This is a genomic window from Bacillus cereus group sp. BfR-BA-01524, from assembly GCF_022662595.1.
In the GTDB taxonomy this organism is placed as follows: Bacteria; Bacillota; Bacilli; order Bacillales; family Bacillaceae_G; genus Bacillus_A; species Bacillus_A thuringiensis_S.
In genome coordinates this window covers 1-17,401 of the sequence record NZ_JAKUDW010000108.1, presented here as the reverse complement: position 1 = coordinate 17,401, position 17,401 = coordinate 1, and the positions used below count along the sequence as shown (strand labels likewise).

Below are 17,401 nucleotides of genomic sequence, written 5' to 3'. Positions count from 1 at the left end.
AGCTTCTTTCCCGTAATGCTTTTTATGCATGAAGAGAAAGACGGATCTTTCCGTTATCGTAAAGTGAGTGGTAAACAATTACTTGTTTACAAATAGGGTGGTACCGCGATTTTTATCGTCCCTATCGGATTTTCCGATAGGGACTTTTTTGCGTCCATCCCCTTATACAATTTCATATATACGCGTTGAAAGAATCGCAGTAGTATCTTATATCCCTGTTACAGAGAGCTAATGGTCGGTGGAAATTAGCACATATATAAGTATGAATTACAATTCTGGAGCTTCTTTTTCGTAGTGCTTTTATGCATGAAGGAAAAGACGGAATTTTTCCGTTATCATTAATTGAGATGTAAGTATATTTTCACTTACAAATAGGGTGGTACCGCGATTCTTTCGCCCCTATCGGATTTTCCGATAGGGGCTTTTTCTATTTCTCACAGAAACAGATGTTAAATAATTCCGAATCTTATGATAAAATTTTATAAGCGCTTACAAAAAAATGAAAGGAGGTGATACAAGCTATACGAAATCGATATTCAATTTTATTGAAAAAAAGGAGGATGTCTTAATGACAAAGAAAACAGAAATTCCATCGCATTTAAAACCATTCGTATCCACACAACATTATGATCAATACACACCGGTGAATCACGCTGTGTGGCGTTATATTATGAGACAAAATCATAGTTTCTTAAAAGACGTTGCTCATCCAGCCTATGTGAACGGACTACAATCATCTGGTATTAATATAGATGCAATTCCAAAAGTAGAAGAAATGAATGAGTGTTTGGCTCCAAGTGGCTGGGGTGCTGTAACGATTGACGGACTTATTCCCGGCGTAGCATTCTTCGATTTTCAAGGACATGGATTACTACCGATTGCAACAGATATTCGGAAAGTAGAAAATATCGAGTACACACCAGCTCCAGATATCGTACACGAAGCCGCAGGACACGCACCGATTTTACTTGATTCTACATATGCAAAATATGTGAAACGTTTTGGGCAAATTGGTGCAAAAGCTTTCTCTACAAAAGAAGAACATGATGCATTTGAAGCTGTTCGTACATTAACGATAGTAAAAGAAAGCCCTACTTCTACTCCTGATGAAGTTAAGGCTGCTGAAAATGCTGTAATTGAAAAACAAAACTTAGTTTCTGGTTTATCAGAAGCTGAACAAATTTCACGTCTTTTCTGGTGGACAGTAGAATATGGATTGATCGGAAATATAGATGATCCAAAGATATATGGTGCTGGTCTCCTTTCTTCTGTTGGCGAAAGCAAACATTGCTTAACAGACGCTGTAGAAAAGGTTCCATTTTCTATCGAAGCATGTACAGGGACAACTTATGACGTAACAAAAATGCAACCACAACTATTTGTTTGTGAATCCTTTGAAGAATTAACAGATGCGCTTGAAACATTTTCTAAAACAATGGCCTTTAAAACAGGTGGAAAAGAAGGTTTAGAAAAAGCAATTCGCTCTGAGAACTATGCAACTGCTGAGCTAAATAGTGGATTACAAATTACAGGTACATTTAGCGAGACAATTGAAAACGATACAGGTGAATTAATTTACATGCGCACAAATTCGCCAACGGCATTAGCGCTTCATAATAAACAGCTAGCGAATCATTCTACTTCTGTACACAGTGACGGATTTGGAACACCGATTGGATTACTCACTGAAAATATTACATTAGAAAATTGTACAGACGAACAACTACAATCATTAGGAATTACAATTGGAAATATCGCTGCGCTTACTTTTGCAAGTGGTATTCATGTAAAAGGAACAGTAACAGATATTGTAAAAAACGATAAGAAAATTGCTCTTATTTCCTTTATCGATTGCACAGTTACTTATAACGCCCGCGTTTTATTTGATGCTTCATGGGGCGCATTTGATATGGCTGTTGGCTCACAAATCACTTCAGTATTCCCAGGTGCCGCAGATGCCGCAGCATTTTTCCCAATGGATGAAGAAGTTCAAGAAATTCCTGCTCCACTTGTACTGAATGAACTTGAACGTATGTATCAAACAGTTCGAGATATTCGAAATGAGGGGATTTTACACGACGCGCATATCGATCAATTAGTAGCAATTCAAGAAGTATTAAATAAATTTTATGCGAAAGAATGGTTGCTGCGCCTTGAAGTATTAGAGTTACTTTTAGAGCATAACAAAGGGCATGAAACATCGGCAGCATTACTACATCAACTTTCTACTTTCACAACTGACGAAGCTGTAACACGCCTTATTAACAATGGTCTTGCGTTACTTCCAGTAAAGGATGTGAAAAATGATGCTACGATTAACTGAAGAAGAAGTTCACGAGGAATTATTGAAGGTAGATAAATGGATGGTAAAAGATGAGAAATGGATTGAACGAAAATATATGTTTTCCGACTACTTAAAAGGAGTCGAATTTGTCTCTGTAGCCGCCAAACTATCAGAAGAACATAATCACCATCCATTTATCCTTATCCAGTATAAAGCAGTTATTATTACTTTGTCATCTTGGAATGCAAAAGGTTTAACGAAACTAGATTTTGAGCTTGCAAAGCAATTTGATGAACTATTTTTACAAAACGAAAAAGCAATTATAAGAAAATAAAAAAGAGAAGCCTTTTTAGGCTTCTCCTTTTATTTTGAAATGGATACAATGTCCAAATGGATCCTCGACTTGTAATATTCCATCTTTGTACGTAGCAATCTTGCCAATATTTTTTAAGCTTTCACATACTTGCTCTTTTTGTTTTTCATTCGCTAGTACAACTGTGAAATATTTTAAACCAACAGAACCTGGCATTTGCGGTGGTACCCCTTCACCTTGCCATGTATTTAAACCGATATGGTGATGATAACCACCTGCAGATACGAACAACGCTCCATTACGAGCTGGGATCGTTACTTCAAAACCAAGACCATCAACATAGAAACGTTTAGCTTCCTCTAAATCAGCTACATGGAAATGAATATGCCCCATCACAGTACCAGCTGGAAAGCCATTCCATGTACTTCCTTGCTGTAATAATTCTTCACCAGCTAACGGGTTACTAACAAATGGTAGTTCTCCATTCTCATCACGCCAAACTTCTTTTTGTCGATCATGATAAATTTCAATCCCGTTTCCATCTGGATCAGCTAAATAAAGAGCTTCACTAAAGTAATGATCGGCTCCACCATGTAGTGGATATACCATCTCTACAAGATGACGAAGAACATTCGCTAAATCCTGTCTACTTGGTAATAAAATTGCGTAATGATATAACCCTGTTCTTCCTCTTTGCTTCGGAAAAGCTTCTTTCTTTTCTTCAATGATAAGAAGTGGTTCATCATTTTCATTCCCAAATGTAACGACTGCTGCTTCTTCTTTTAGCACCTTCATACTTAGTACTTCCGTATAAAACTCTAGTGATTTCTTTACATTAGATACGTATAAATGAACAACATCAAGTGTTGTATCGGGATGAAGTTGAAAACTCATCTTGTTAGCCCCCCATTTAAATTAGTTCTTCTTTGACATTTTTTCTTTTAAAAAATTATCTACAAAACCATCAGCCTTTGCAACAAATAAGTATGCACCCATTGCTAATAATGCAAGTTCTAATTCGAAACCAGGATTTTTTCCATCTCCCAATAAGCCAGCTGACCATTTCACTTTTACAATTGCTCCAACCATAACAAGTGCAAATAATAATCCAATATATCTTACCCCTAAACCTAGAATTAATAATAGGCCTCCAACTAATTCAAACGTTGCTACACCGTATGCAAGTCCTCCTGGTAAACCAATGCTTGTAAACCACCCTGCAATATTGTCAATTCCTGATTGGAATTTTGTTAAACCGTGCATGAAGAATGTTACCCCTAACACGATACGAATAATTAAGTTACCAATATGTTGATTCATTTCATTCTCTCCTTTATAGTTTTCTTATACAAAACTTTTATTTACATTACAAAACATACACTAATTTTTTTTATTCGTCAATTCATTTTCACTGGGAAAAAATATATTTTTTTTGCTATGATACAAATAGTTGTTTACAAAAAGGAGCTTGATTTTATGAATATTGGTTCTGCAATACGTGAAATTCGTCAACGTAGAGGCATAACAATCGCACAAATTTGCGAGGGAACAGGTCTTTCTAAAGGATTTATGAGTCAGGTTGAAAATAATAAAACATCACCATCTATCTCAACTTTAGAAACGATCTCCAATTTTTTAAACGTTCCCCTTCCCTATTTATTGTTAGAGCAAAAAGATCGATTAAAAATTGTCAAAAAAGAAGAACGGAAATACAGTGTATACGGCAAAGATGAGCAAAGAATTGAACATGTTGCGGAGCAAGGGGGGCTTCGCCTATCTTTAGTAGAAATCCCTACTGGATTCCCGAAAGAAAACTCACCAAATGCCCATGAAGGGGAAGAATGTCACCTTGTATTACGCGGAAAACTAGAAGTTCAGCACGGTGAAGATATTGCAATTGTAGAAGAAGGTGATTCTTTCTCATGGAATGCATGCGTTCCTCATATTGTTCGTAATATAGGAGAAGAAACTGCATTATTACTCATCTCTAGTTATGCGGAAAACCGAAAACGTGTTTACTAAATAATAAAAAAGAAGCCTGTTAAACAGGCTTCTTTTTTATCCCCTTATAATTCCATAACTTGTCCCAACTAGTACTGTCTTTTCATCCTGATTGCGATAAACTGACTCGATTGAAACTTTTTTATAACCTTCCATTTGCTCAACATTTGTTAACGTTAGTTCACAAGTGATCGTATCTCCTGTGAAAACTGGTCTAATAAACTCACTTACTAATTCTCTTGCTATGTAATGTAACTCTTCTCCCACTTTCGTCCCAATGCTAGCAGTCAATAAACCATGAACCATTAATCTTCCGTTTTCATCGTATTCCACATGGTGTCTACCTTTATCACCGGTAATATTTGCAAATTCAAAAACTTCTTCCTCAGTAAATCTTCTTTCATATTTAAATACATCCCCAACTTTTATACTCATTTTTATCCCCTTAATAATAAACAGAATTTTCTTTTATTTTATCATAAAAAGAGCCTCAATCCATTCTCTATTATCAAAAGTCTCAAAATTACCTCGCTATACTTTTTCTTTTCCTTCATTTATCGGTGACCATCTCTTTTCGCGACTTGATATCCATAATACGCACATGTTCCATTTCTCGATAGCTCTCTAACTTCAAATCCACAGCTTCTATAAAAATCAAAATTGTTCGCTGATGTATGTGCAAACCAATCACCGTGGGGAAGTTTTTGCAAGCAAAGAGCTACAAGCTTCTTACCTAATCCCTTCCCTCTATATTCACACTTCACAACTAAATTTACTATGTTCGCGATCATAATTCCATCAGAAATGACTCTAATCATCGCAATCATCTCTTCCTCATCCCAAATTGTGAAAGCCCATGTTGAATTTTCGAATGCTATCGTAAATTTTTCAATTTGCCACGAAGGGATATTATCATTACTCCAACCGGCATCTTCAAACAAAGCTTTAATTGCATATGCTGGTACACTACTCGTTCCCTCACGAATAATAAGTCCATTATGATAAATGTACATGTAACCCCTCCCTTTATTTTCATATACCATTCTTCAAAAAATGTAATTTACCTTTAAAAAAGTAATTTTTTCATCCAACACGCTTAATAGAATAAACTAGAACATCGATTCCATGAAATGACGTTGTTTTCTCATAGCTGAGCCCTGTTTTTCTAGCAACAAATATTGAGGCCGGATGATTCGGATTAATAAGAGAAATTAATTTATTCATTCGTAATGCTTGGAAACCATAGTCACGAAATGCTGCCGCCGCTTCTTTTGCATACCCTTTTCCCCAATACTGAGGAAGTAACCAATAACCAATTTCAATTTCCTCTTTTCCATCTATCTTCTGCTGTATCAGCCCTGCATGACCAATTCTTGTTCCCGTTTCCTTTTCAATCAATACAAATAAACCGAGACCGTTTTTATAGCTAGGAATCACCCATTCCTCCAGACTTTTTTTACACTGTATATATGTTTTTAACGTCCCATTTCCAATATAGCGCATTACCTTCTCGTTCCCCCATAGTGAAGCGTAGAACTGTAAATCATCCATTGTATATTTGCGAATTTGTAAACGTTCTGTATGAAACATGCTGGCACTCCTTTCCACTAATTTGTTCTTAATTTCACGATCATGTTTTGTATGTATACGAAATGTTACTATCTATTATAAAGTGAAACTTTAATTAGTGGGGAATTTTGTTCATCCCCACTGATTATTAGCCTTCACCAATCGGGCATTTACGGGCAGTGGATCTCCCGTCTAACTTCTTTACTTTAGCTGAATTTTTAGGCGGGTGTCTTACTGCCTGGAAAATAGCGGGATAAATGAACCAACATAAAAACATGGAATTTTCATTCTTATAAACCTAAAAAAAGCAGTAGACAAATATTGTCTACCGCATCCATATCATAACTAGCATAAAGAAAACTACAATTGAGGGGGGTGTAGGATTTTCAAATATACTAGATACTTATCCCGTTCTAACGGGCGGTAAACTTTCCAATTGTTTCAAGTGAAAAGTTTACCGCACATAAGAACTTCATTCATTAAGATAGTATTGCTAAATAATCATATACACGCTTAGATTTCTCTCCACCCATTCGTGCATGCTGAAGAAGAGAAATACCATGAGGACCAGATGCATGCAATGCTTCTGGTTGAGCTACTAAAATAGCTTGTACAATTTCTAATTCACCAAGCATAGCTGCTGCAAAAATATCCATCCGAGCACCCTTTTCTAGTAAATAAAGAGCAATATCTTTACGACCTACATGTGCCGATGCCCCTAACGCACTTTCCCAATCTGATCCACCCCAATTATAAGAGGCGTGAAGTAAGCTTGGCGATTCAGCCAATAGCTCTTGTACTTTCTCTAAATCCCCGTGAGCTGCCATAACAAATTCTCTTACTAATTCAGTGGTAATACGCTCTTCTGTTTGCATCGCTCTTCTCCCCTTTTAGAAATTCGTTTCGGTGTAAAAAACGGCTTGTCATTTCCTTGAAAAATATCTACATCTATGCCAAATACATGTTGAAACATTTCATGGCATAGTACTTCTTCTGGTATACCATCATACTGAATCTTTCCTCGCTTTAATACAAGTAAACGATCGCTATATTGAGCAGCTTGGTTAATGTCATGTAAAACCATTATAATCGTCATTCCAAACTCCTCATTTAATCGTTTCACAAGTTCCATTACTTCCAACTGGTGAACGATATCTAAAAAGGTTGTTGGTTCATCCAATAATAAGACATTTGTACGTTGCGCTAGCGTCATCGCAATCCAAGCACGTTGCCGTTCCCCTCCTGATAAAGAATGTAAAAGACGATATTCATACCCTTCAAGATTTGTAACAGACAATGCCCAATCAACAATTTCTTCATCTTCTTTATTTAAGCGGCTACTCCATGATTTATGTGGACCTCTTCCGAACTCAATTAGTTCTTTCACTGTCAAATCTAATTGATGATCATGCATTTGTGGTAACATCGCTAATTGCTTCGCTACATCAGCACTCTTCATCATATGAATATTTTTCCCATCTAAAATGATGTCCCCTTCGCTTTGTTTCAGTAGCCTTGCTATTAAACGAAGCAAAGTAGATTTTCCCGATCCATTCGGACCAATTAAACTAACGATTTCTCCAGCCTTAATATGTACATTCATATTTTGCATTTGAAATCTTTCAGAGTGTGCATAAAACACTTTGTTAACGGAAATCACGTTGTTTTCCTCCTCTATGAATTAAATATAAGAAGAAAGGACCACCTAAGAAGGACAGTAAAATACCAACAGGCAATTCGATTGGGTCAAACCAACTTCGAGCTATTGCATCCGCAAAAACAAGTAATACCCCGCCGCCAAGGCATGATAAAGGTAGCAAATATCTATAATCATTTCCAACTAATAAACGTAGCATATGTGGTACGACAAGACCGACAAATCCAATAAGACCAGACACACTTACTGCAATTCCAGCTAATAATGTACTTACTACGATTAAATAAAACCGACTTTTTTCCACATTATGTCCTAATAGTTTTGCCATTTCATCTCCAAGCATTAACACTCGAATATGCTTAATACCAAAGAAAGCTAATATAATGGCGAATATTGCATAATAAATAATCATGTTTAAATGTGCCCAACTTACACCACCAATGCCGCCCGCTAGCCACGGTAACACGGATTGTACTTTGTCACTATGTAATAACATTAAAGCTGACGTTGCTGCACCAATTAATGCATTGATTGACACTCCTACTAAGACGATTCTTGAAGGTGGTGCCCCTTTTTGCCATGATAAAGCATAAATAACCATTGCTGTTATGAAAGCTCCTAAAAACGCCCCTAGTGGTAAAAAAGCTAGATGCTGTGGGAATAAAATCATGATGACAATTGCTACAAGACCTGCCCCAGATGAAACCCCAATAATACCAGGATCTGCAAGAGGGTTTCTCATAACCCCTTGCAACAGTGTACCAGATGCAGCTAAACATGTTCCTACTATAAACCCAACGAGAACTCTCGGTATGCGAAGATCCCATACAATTCGATGAACTGTCGAACCTTCATCTTGTATACCTGTTAAAATGTCTCGTACAGAAAAGGATAAACTTCCTGCGAAAAGACCGTAAAAGAGGCCTAGAATTGTTAATACAACTAAAGTAACTGCTATTATCCATCTTTTTTTCGCAAAAGGATGTTCCTTTTCTCTTACTACTTCACTACTTTCCATACGTATCATTTCCTTACATCTTGTATACTTTTATACATAAAGTCCATTGCTTCTGTAACTTGTGTCCCAGGATTAGATCCAAATAAATCAGGTGGCAAAATAACTACGCGGTTTTGTTTTACTGCATCTAAATTTTTCCACGCTTCATTTTTCATCATTTCGCCTTCGAATGCTTTTTTCACACTTTTTGGATCTCCGTGTGTAATTAAATAAATGACATCTGGATTCGCCTCAATAATACGTTCTACACTTAGCTGTGCATATTGCGGATATTCTTTCGTTTCTGGAAAATCAGAAGCAATATTTTTCCCGCCTGTTTTTTCTAAAACATCACCTGATAAAGATGTTGGTAATGCCGCTAAATAAGTACCTGGTGCGCCATACACTAGCAATGCTTTCACATCGCTCTTTTTCTCATATTTCTTCATTTGATCATTGATTTTTTGATTAAGTTCTTTTGCTTTATCTTCTTTCTTCATTACTGTTCCATATAATTCAATATTCTTTTGAATATCTTGTACAGAATTCGCAGAAGAAATGATTACTTTCGTTCCTTGTCCTTCAACCGTTGGCACATTCTTTTGGAATCCATTGTTAGCAACAAGTACATCGGGCTTTAAACTAGCAATTTGCTCAAAGTTCGGTTGATGTGCATTCCCGATTACTTTTGCTTTCTTTAACTCCTCTGGAAGAGTTAATTTCGTATCCGGACGACCTACTACTTTTCCACCTAAAGCATGAATAATATCCATGTCTCCCATACTTAATGTTGCAAAACTTTCTGGTACTTTATCGAATGTTACCTTTCTCCCTGACAGGTCGGTAATTTCGATTTTTTCTTTTCCTTTTTCTGTTTTGGTTGCAGACGCTTTTTCGTCCCCTTTGGCACTGCAACCTATTAACAAGAAAAAAATAGATAAAATCGCTGTAAATAGCGTAATAGACTTTTTCATTCCTTCACCTCTAATTGATAATGATAATCATTAACTACTATTCTACTTTAATTGATAAGGATTATCATTGTCAACATGAAACGCATACATTTTTCTACAAAAAACAAAAAGCGCGACAAAAAGATTCTTTCTTTTCGCCTCGCTCTAGTTAACAATATTATTCACATTCATTTTCCTCTAACTGGTCACGCATCACTTTCACACGCTGAAAGAAAAAGAATGATAAACTTAAAAATATAACGATGCTCCCCATCATAACAAAAAATTGGATTGTCTCTTTTGCTCCATCCGGAATCAACAAGCCAACCATTAACAATGTACTTACAGCGAGAAGAATTTGTCCGAACCTAGTATAATCTTCTATTTTCCCTTGTAATTCTTTCATTATATTCTCACTCCTCCATTTCACTTTATCATATTCTATGAAACTGAAAGACCAGTAAATACAGGCATTCTGGGAGATGTTTTCCAACAAAAAAGAGCCGCTTTACTGCGGCTCTTTTGTAATCATTATTCACCCTTATATGCTTCCATATAAATTTCTTTCAGCTCTGAAATAAGCGGTAACTTTGGATTAGCAGTTGTACATTGATCTTCAAAAGCTCTTTCTGCTAATACTCCAACAACCTCTTCAAATTGCTCTTTATCTACTCCTTGCCCTGCAATACTCATATTAATATTTAAGCTTTTTCCAAGCTCAATAATTGCTTTGACGAGTGATTCCACACCTTCTGCTACTGAGCTTGCTGGAAGCCCAAGCATTCTCGCAATATGTGCATAGCGTTCATCTGCTACAAAGTGCTCATATTTTGGGAACAATGCGTGTTTTCTTGGCTTAATAGCATTATAGCGGACTACGTGCGGCATAAGAATTGCATTTGCACGTCCGTGTGGTATATGGAATTCTGGACCAATTTTATGTGCTAAGCTGTGATTAATACCTAGAAAAGCATTTGCAAATGCCATCCCTGCAATTGCAGAAGCGTTATGCATTTTTTCCCGTGCTTCTTCATCATTTCCATCTTTATATGCTCTCGGTAAATATTTGAATACGAGATCAATAGCTTTTAATGCTAATCCATCTGTATAGTCATTTGCCATAACAGACACATACGCCTCAATTGCATGTGTTAAAACATCCATACCAGTATCTGCTGTTACATGTGGTGGTACTGTCATTACAAATTGCGGATCAACAATTGCTACATCTGGTGTTAATTCATAATCTGCGAGCGGATACTTTATATTATTTTTCTTATCTGTAATAACCGCAAATGGTGTCACTTCTGATCCTGTTCCTGATGTTGTTGGAATCGCAACAAACTGCGCCTTTTTTCCTAATTCCGGATATTTACATGTACGTTTTCTTATATCTAAAAACTTCTGTTTAATGTCATAGAATGTCGTTTCTGGATGCTCATAGAATAACCACATTCCTTTTGCTGCATCCATAGCTGAACCGCCACCAAGTGCGATAATTACATCTGGCTTAAAGCTTCTCATCATTTCCGCACCTTTAAAGACAGTTTCATCTGATGGATCTGGTTCGACCTCAAAGAAAACTTCAATTTTCACATCATTTGCATGCTTGTTTAAATAGTGCGTGACTGTATCGACATAGCCATGTTCAACCATTCCAGGATCCGTTACAATAAATGCACGTGAAATGTTAGGCATATTTGCTAAATACGCTGTAGCATGTTTTTCAAAATAAATTTTTGGTGGCAATTTGAACCACTGCATATTCTTTTTTCTATTTGCCAGCCTTTTTATATTTAATAAATGAGTCGCTGTTACATTTTGGGAAACTGAATTCTTTCCGTAAGAACCACAACCAAGTGTAAGTGATGGAATAAATCCGTTATATATATCCCCTATTCCACCTTGTGATGAAGGTGCATTTACAATGAGACGGCAAGCTTTCATACGTAATCCAAATTGCTTTTGCACTTCTTTATTTGTAGAATGAATAACTGCTGAATGTCCTAAACCACCGAGGTTCAACATTTCTTCGCAATATGTAAATCCTTTTTCTAATGAATTCGCCTTCACACAAGCTAATACTGGGCTCAGTTTCTCACGAGATAACGGATATGCTGCTCCGATACCTTGAATTTCAGCTACAAGCATTTTTGTATGTTCAGGAACAGTAATCCCAACTAATTCGGCAATATACTGTGCTGATTTCCCTACAATATCACTATTTACTGCACATGTATTTTCATTTATAACGAGCTTTTCTAATTTTTTTCTTTCTTCTTCTGTTACAAAGTAACAATTGTTTTCGATCATTTCTGTTTTAACATCATCATAGATTTCTTTATCGACAATGATTGCTTGTTCCGATGCACAAATCATACCGTTATCAAATGTTTTCGATAAAATTAAATCATTAACAGCTCGTTTTACATGTGCTGATTTTTCTATATAACACGGTACATTACCAGGACCTACACCTAGCGCTGGTTTTCCAGTAGAGTAAGCTGATTTCACCATACCAGCGCCTCCAGTTGCTAGAACGAGTGCCACACCATCATGGTTCATTAATTGTTTCGTCGCTTCGACAGACGGTCTCTCAATCCATTGAATACAATGTTTTGGTGCACCAGCTTTCATTGCTGCATCATATACGGTTTTCGCTGCTGCCACAGAACAATTTTGTGCAGAAGGATGAAATGCGAAAATAATTGGATTTCTCGTTTTTATCGCAATTAACGCTTTAAACATTGTTGTCGACGTTGGATTCGTTACTGGCGTTACCCCAGCTACTACACCGACAGGTTCTGCAATTTCTATTATTTCTTCATAAGGATCTTCGTGAATAATTCCTACCGTTTTATCTTGCTTTATACTATGCCAAATATATTCAGTGGCAAAAATATTTTTAATGCATTTGTCTTCATAGACACCACGGCCTGTTTCTTCAACAGCCAATTTTGCAAGTGGCATATGTTGATCAACACCTGCTAATGCCATTTCATGAACAATGTTGTCAATCTGCTCTTGTGTAAAACTTTCTAATGCTTGTAAAGCTTGTTGACCGTTATTTACTAACGTATCAATCATCTCTTTTACCTCTTGCATTTCATTTACAACTTTCTCTTCGACTACCATGTAAATTTCCTCCTATTCTGTTATCACGGTCTTTATAAGTCCCTATAGGTCATAATAAGTCCCGATTAGCGAAAAAAAATAGAGTTACCGTCCTACATGAATCCCATTGTTTGTGAAATATTTCATAAGTTTGCTCGTGAATAACATTTCATGAATTCAATATACATGAAATCATTTCATTTGTGTATGTCTAATTTGTGAAACATTTCACAAATTAACATAATAAAAATGCACTGCTCCACATTAGCAGTGCATTTTTATTATGCTAGCGCTTGTGCTAAATCTTCAATTAAATCTTCACCATCTTCAATACCGACAGAAATACGAATTAATGTATCTGTAATTCCTAATTCTTTACGGCGATCTGCTGGGATTGATGCATGTGTCATTTGAGATGGGATAGAAATTAAACTTTCTACTGCTCCTAGGCTTTCAGCAAGTGTAAAGTATTGCAGTTTCTCAAGTACTTTATTTAATGTTTCCTCACTATCTACATCAAACGAGATAATAGCACCAAATCCATTTGCTTGTTCTGTTGCTAATTCGTGGTTTTGATGTGATTCAAGACCTGGGTAATATACTTTATTTACTTTTGGATGATTATTTAAGAATTCAGCAATAGCGCGTGAATTCGTTTCATGTTCTTCCATACGAATCCCTAATGTTTTTAAACCGCGAAGTAGTAAGAAGCTATCTTGTGGTCCAAGAATACCTCCTGTTGAGTTTTGTACAAAGTGAAGGTCTTCTGCTAGTTGTGGGCTATTTACCACTACTAGACCTGCAACTACGTCACTATGACCTCCTAAATATTTCGTTGCACTGTGAAGTACAATGTCTGCTCCTAAAGAAATCGGCGACTGCCAATATGGCGTCATGAATGTATTATCAATAATTGTTAATAAATCTTTCTCTTTAGCAAGAGTAGATATTTTCTTAATATCAGTAATTTTTAGTAATGGATTCGTTGGTGTTTCCACATAGATTGCTTTCGTATTTGGACGAATTGCTTCTACAACTTCCTCTAAGTTTGTTGTGTCTACAAATGTATGTTCAATACCGAAGCGGTTTAATACTTTTGTAATAACACGATACGTCCCACCATAAACATCATCTGTTAAAATAACGTGGTCACCTTTTGAGAACAACATAATTGTCGCTGTAATAGCAGCCATTCCAGAACCAAATGCAAATCCAGCATGACCATTTTCTAATACGGCAATCATTTCTTCTAAAGCTGCACGTGTTGGGTTACCTGTACGTGAATATTCATATCCTTGATGCTTACCAACTGCTTCTTGTTTGTACGTACTTGTTTGATAGATCGGTACGTTTACAGATCCAGTTGAAGGTTCTCCTATGCGAATACCATGAATTAACTTTGTCTTTGCTCTCATTTTTTATTCCCATCCTTTGTATATGTCTTTACTTAAATAGCGCTCACTGCTATCAGGAAAAATTGTTACAATATTTGTACCTGGCGCTGCCTTCTCTGCCTCAAGTAAGCTCGCATGAAATGCTGCTCCTGAAGAGCTTCCAACGAGAAGTCCTTCTTTTTGCGCTAATTCTTTCACTCTTAAAAATGCATTTCGATCAGAAATCGTATGAATTTCATCAAAATAAGATGTCTTCAAAAATGGTGGGATAAATTCCAATCCAATTCCTTCGGTCTCATGTGAACCAGCCTTACCACCATTTAAAATAGATCCTTCTGGCTCTACGATAACTGTTTTAATATCTATATTTTTTTCTTTCAAATAAGATGCAGTCCCCATAAAAGTACCGCCAGTTCCTGCTCCAGCAACAAATATGTTAATCTCTCCATTCAATGCATCCCACAGTTCAGGGCCTAACGTTTTAAAATATGCACGAGGATTTGCCTCATTTGCAAATTGACTTGGAGAGTATGAATTCGGTATTTCATTTACTAACTCTTTTGCTTTTGCAATTGCACCGGTCATTCCTTGCTCAGTCGGTGTATGCACGACCGTTGCACCTAGCGCTTTCATTAACTCTTGTTTTTCAATACTAAATTTCTCTGGTACACAAACAATAACGCGCAAATCATGTTCTAACGCTGCAAGTGCCAGTCCAATACCAGTATTCCCAGCAGTCGGTTCAATAATTGTTCCACCCTGGGTAACAAGCCCTTTTTCTAGCGCATCTTCGATTAATTCTCTTCCTAAACGATCCTTAACGCTTCCGCCTGGGTTATAAAATTCAAGTTTTGCAAATAAACGGACCCCTTTCGGAAGTGAAAAACGGGTAATTTCTACAATTGGAGTATGACCGATTAACTCATGAACTCCACGATATACATTCATCGTGTTCTCCCCCTTGTTTGCCAATAAAGAAAAGGCAACTGTATGTATTTTCTTTATATGAGACAGTTGCCTTTTTGTTACATTACTTTAACTCTTCTAACACTTTTACGATAAAGTTTGTAGAATGAAGAGCTGCTTGATCTAAAAACTGATCAAATGAAACATTTGATTCTTTACCAGCAATATCAGAAAGTGCGCGAATGATAACAAACGGAACTTCATATTGGTGGCATACTTGTGCAACAGCTGCTGCTTCCATTTCTACCGCATAAAGATTTTTAAATTTATCACGGATGGCTGCAACGCGGTTCGGATCACTCATAAATGAATCACCTGTTGCAATCATACCTTTTACAACTTGAATATTTTCTTCAGCTTGCATACATTTCTCAGCTAATGCAACTAACGCCTCATCAGCTTTAAATCCAGGCGGCATTCCTGGTACTTGACCATATTCATAGTTAAATACTGTTACATCTACGTCATGGTGACGAACTTCAGTGGAAATAACTACATCACCAACGTTTAGAGAATGATGGAATCCACCAGCTGAACCAGTATTAATTACTTTTTCAGGCTTATACTTTTCTAATAAAATTGTCGTTGACATCGCTGCATTTACTTTACCAATACCAGACTTTAACAAGATTACTTCATGTCCTGCTAATAGTCCTTTCGTAAATTCACAACCTGCAACCGTTTCTGTTTCTGCTTGTTCTAATTTGTCACGTAAAATACGTACTTCTTCTTCCATTGCTCCAATTACAGCAATTCTCAATCTAATCCCTCTTTCTATTGCTTAGTTGCCTCCATTACCCAAACGAAATGATTTAATCTCGTAAACGTTACATGGAAGCCATTGTTTTCAAAAATAGTCTGCATAACTGGAATACGTGTATAGTATTCCGTTTGCAAATCGTTTGCTAACTGGTGAAAACCTCTTTGTTTTGCTGTTTCAACAGTTTTATCATATGCATCTTGATCTGCAAATATCGTATCAGCAAACACTATTTTACCACCTTTGTTTAGCAATTGACTATACTTCGCAACCGCTACATTTTTTTCATCATCTGTTAAATGATGAAATGCATAGGTGCTAACAATGGTATCAATTGAATTTGGGACTTCAAACGACAGAAAATCACCTTCTGTAATCGAAAATTCTTTTGGCAATTTCTCTTTTGCAATCATACGCATTTCACGCGACGGTTCTATACCGTAAACTGTGCGGCCAGCAAGTAATAATTTATTTGTTAAATTACCTGTACCGACACCAAATTCTAATACATTACCAAATGACTTGTTAACTACATCCTCTAGAATATCCTCATAATGGGCGAAAACTTCTTTATATTGTATATCTTCGCCTTGTACGAATGAGTCGTACGTATGAGCCCACTCATCAAATAAACCATTAAATTCTGTGCCCATAAAAATTCCCCTTTTTCTTATCGGTTTTATCAGTATGATATTCCCTCTTTCTAAAAATGTCAATTGAAATGTACATGGTATTTCCTTCTTTTCTTTGTTACACTATAGTTGATTACATAGGAGAGGGGCCGTCTTCATGTCATTTACCTTTGAAATGTTAGAAGATAAAATAGAATTTTTTGAAGCGGGAGACTTAGCTTCTTTAGAACGAAAAATTAGTGAACAAATCGATAATAATAAAGCACTTATGCTTGAAGTTCATCACATCTCACATCAAATGGTTATGGATCCTGAAAGCAAAAGACCGTATTATAGCGCGGTTGTTCATTTTAAATTAAAGAAATTGCGTTAACTAAAAAAAGAGAAGCTCCTAAGGAGCTTCTCTTTTTTTAGTTTAGAGTTTGAACAAGTACTGGTTTCCAGCCCTCATTATCTACCCAATCAATATTTACGTAATATCTTTTTCCACTTTGCTTATCTTGAACGTCACCATAAGCTTTGCTCTTTCCAGTTTTGTCTCTTCCAACAAAATGGAATACTAATTGCTCCTTCGGTACTTCAATACCTGCAGCAATTGCACTTTGCATCTCATTCCAATCTGATGACCCCTGTTTAAACGTCATCGCTGGTGATGAACCTTGTTCTGTTCCTACAGCTTTCCAAGAAGGTTTTGTATAAGCCTCTTTTGCCTTGGATACAGTTTTTTCAGCTGATACTTTCTCGTTAGCTTTCGCTTCTTC

Annotated in this window: 20 protein-coding genes and 1 other annotated feature; of the genes, 4 read left to right on the top strand and 16 right to left on the bottom strand. The window is 36.5% G+C overall.

Annotated features, from left to right (window positions below; translation table 11 throughout):
- Positions 1–176: 176 nt before the first annotated feature.
- Positions 177–404 (top strand) — a binding site (T-box leader).
- Between the two features lie 164 nt (positions 405–568).
- On the top strand, positions 569–2,323 hold the full coding sequence (locus tag MR170_RS25890; protein ID WP_242309916.1) for an aromatic amino acid hydroxylase: 1,755 nt from the start codon (positions 569–571) through the stop codon (positions 2,321–2,323).
- On the top strand, positions 2,304–2,618 hold the full coding sequence (locus tag MR170_RS25885; protein ID WP_016080229.1) for a 4a-hydroxytetrahydrobiopterin dehydratase: 315 nt from the start codon (positions 2,304–2,306) through the stop codon (positions 2,616–2,618). Before MR170_RS25890 ends, MR170_RS25885 begins: the two co-directional genes overlap by 20 nt.
- Positions 2,619–2,633: 15 nt before the next feature.
- On the opposite strand, the gene MR170_RS25880 is transcribed toward MR170_RS25885, so the two are convergent.
- The gene (locus MR170_RS25880) at positions 2,634–3,491 is read right to left on the bottom strand and encodes a VOC family protein (RefSeq protein ID WP_016080228.1); all 858 of its coding nucleotides are present in this window, start codon (positions 3,489–3,491) and stop codon (positions 2,634–2,636) included.
- Positions 3,492–3,512: 21 nt separating this feature from the next.
- A complete protein-coding gene (locus tag MR170_RS25875; protein ID WP_001071553.1) occupies positions 3,513–3,917 on the bottom strand; it encodes a DoxX family protein in 405 nt (134 codons plus the stop codon).
- A 156-nt stretch (positions 3,918–4,073) separates the two neighbouring features.
- On the opposite strand from MR170_RS25875, the gene MR170_RS25870 reads away from it, so the two are divergent.
- Positions 4,074–4,619 carry a helix-turn-helix domain-containing protein gene (locus tag MR170_RS25870; protein ID WP_001020693.1) on the top strand — a complete coding sequence of 182 codons (546 nt, stop codon included), beginning with the start codon at positions 4,074–4,076 and terminating at the stop codon, positions 4,617–4,619.
- 36 nt (positions 4,620–4,655) lie between these two features.
- On the opposite strand, the gene MR170_RS25865 is transcribed toward MR170_RS25870, so the two are convergent.
- The 13 genes from MR170_RS25865 to MR170_RS25805 all read right to left on the bottom strand — a co-directional run bounded on the left by MR170_RS25865 (position 4,656) and on the right by MR170_RS25805 (position 16,661).
- Complete coding sequence (locus tag MR170_RS25865) at positions 4,656–5,033, bottom strand: hotdog family protein (protein WP_016080227.1); 378 nt, start codon at positions 5,031–5,033, stop codon at positions 4,656–4,658.
- 119 nt (positions 5,034–5,152) lie between these two features.
- Positions 5,153–5,611, bottom strand: a complete 459-nt coding sequence (locus MR170_RS25860) for a GNAT family N-acetyltransferase (RefSeq protein ID WP_242309914.1) — start codon at positions 5,609–5,611, stop codon at positions 5,153–5,155.
- Positions 5,612–5,681: 70 nt separating this feature from the next.
- Entirely contained in the window at positions 5,682–6,260 is a 579-nt protein-coding gene (locus MR170_RS25855; RefSeq protein ID WP_141542485.1) for a GNAT family N-acetyltransferase, read from the bottom strand.
- Positions 6,261–6,646: 386 nt separating this feature from the next.
- A complete protein-coding gene (locus MR170_RS25850) occupies positions 6,647–7,042 on the bottom strand; it encodes an ankyrin repeat domain-containing protein (protein WP_029443341.1) in 396 nt (131 codons plus the stop codon).
- Entirely contained in the window at positions 7,009–7,827 is an 819-nt protein-coding gene (locus tag MR170_RS25845; protein ID WP_016080224.1) for an ABC transporter ATP-binding protein, read from the bottom strand. The genes MR170_RS25850 and MR170_RS25845 overlap by 34 nt, the downstream gene beginning before the upstream one ends.
- Complete coding sequence (locus MR170_RS25840) at positions 7,814–8,842, bottom strand: FecCD family ABC transporter permease (protein WP_002082127.1); 1,029 nt, start codon at positions 8,840–8,842, stop codon at positions 7,814–7,816. The genes MR170_RS25845 and MR170_RS25840 overlap by 14 nt, the downstream gene beginning before the upstream one ends.
- Positions 8,843–8,847: 5 nt before the next feature.
- Entirely contained in the window at positions 8,848–9,795 is a 948-nt protein-coding gene (locus MR170_RS25835) for an ABC transporter substrate-binding protein (protein WP_242309912.1), read from the bottom strand.
- Positions 9,796–9,952: 157 nt separating this feature from the next.
- On the bottom strand, positions 9,953–10,180 hold the full coding sequence (locus MR170_RS25830) for a YrhC family protein (RefSeq protein WP_000661454.1): 228 nt from the start codon (positions 10,178–10,180) through the stop codon (positions 9,953–9,955).
- Between the two features lie 125 nt (positions 10,181–10,305).
- The gene (adhE, locus tag MR170_RS25825; protein WP_242309910.1) at positions 10,306–12,909 is read right to left on the bottom strand and encodes a bifunctional acetaldehyde-CoA/alcohol dehydrogenase; all 2,604 of its coding nucleotides are present in this window, start codon (positions 12,907–12,909) and stop codon (positions 10,306–10,308) included.
- Positions 12,910–13,169: 260 nt separating this feature from the next.
- Positions 13,170–14,303 (bottom strand): bifunctional cystathionine gamma-lyase/homocysteine desulfhydrase, encoded by a 1,134-nt coding sequence (locus tag MR170_RS25820; protein WP_001201921.1) that lies wholly within the window; start codon positions 14,301–14,303, stop codon positions 13,170–13,172.
- A gap of 3 nt (positions 14,304–14,306) precedes the next feature.
- The gene (locus MR170_RS25815) at positions 14,307–15,230 is read right to left on the bottom strand and encodes an O-acetylserine dependent cystathionine beta-synthase (protein ID WP_001103877.1); all 924 of its coding nucleotides are present in this window, start codon (positions 15,228–15,230) and stop codon (positions 14,307–14,309) included.
- 82 nt (positions 15,231–15,312) lie between these two features.
- On the bottom strand, positions 15,313–16,008 hold the full coding sequence (mtnN, locus tag MR170_RS25810; RefSeq protein ID WP_242309907.1) for a 5'-methylthioadenosine/S-adenosylhomocysteine nucleosidase: 696 nt from the start codon (positions 16,006–16,008) through the stop codon (positions 15,313–15,315).
- Positions 16,009–16,022: 14 nt separating this feature from the next.
- Positions 16,023–16,661 carry a class I SAM-dependent DNA methyltransferase gene (locus MR170_RS25805; RefSeq protein ID WP_000536323.1) on the bottom strand — a complete coding sequence of 213 codons (639 nt, stop codon included), beginning with the start codon at positions 16,659–16,661 and terminating at the stop codon, positions 16,023–16,025.
- Positions 16,662–16,797: 136 nt separating this feature from the next.
- Here MR170_RS25805 and MR170_RS25800 point away from each other — a divergent pair, with 136 nt between their 5' ends.
- A complete protein-coding gene (locus MR170_RS25800; RefSeq protein ID WP_000010979.1) occupies positions 16,798–17,013 on the top strand; it encodes a YrzA family protein in 216 nt (71 codons plus the stop codon).
- Positions 17,014–17,050: 37 nt separating this feature from the next.
- On the opposite strand, the gene MR170_RS25795 is transcribed toward MR170_RS25800, so the two are convergent.
- On the bottom strand, positions 17,051–17,401 hold a 351-nt coding region (locus tag MR170_RS25795), incomplete at its 5' end, for a DUF1510 family protein (protein WP_242309904.1).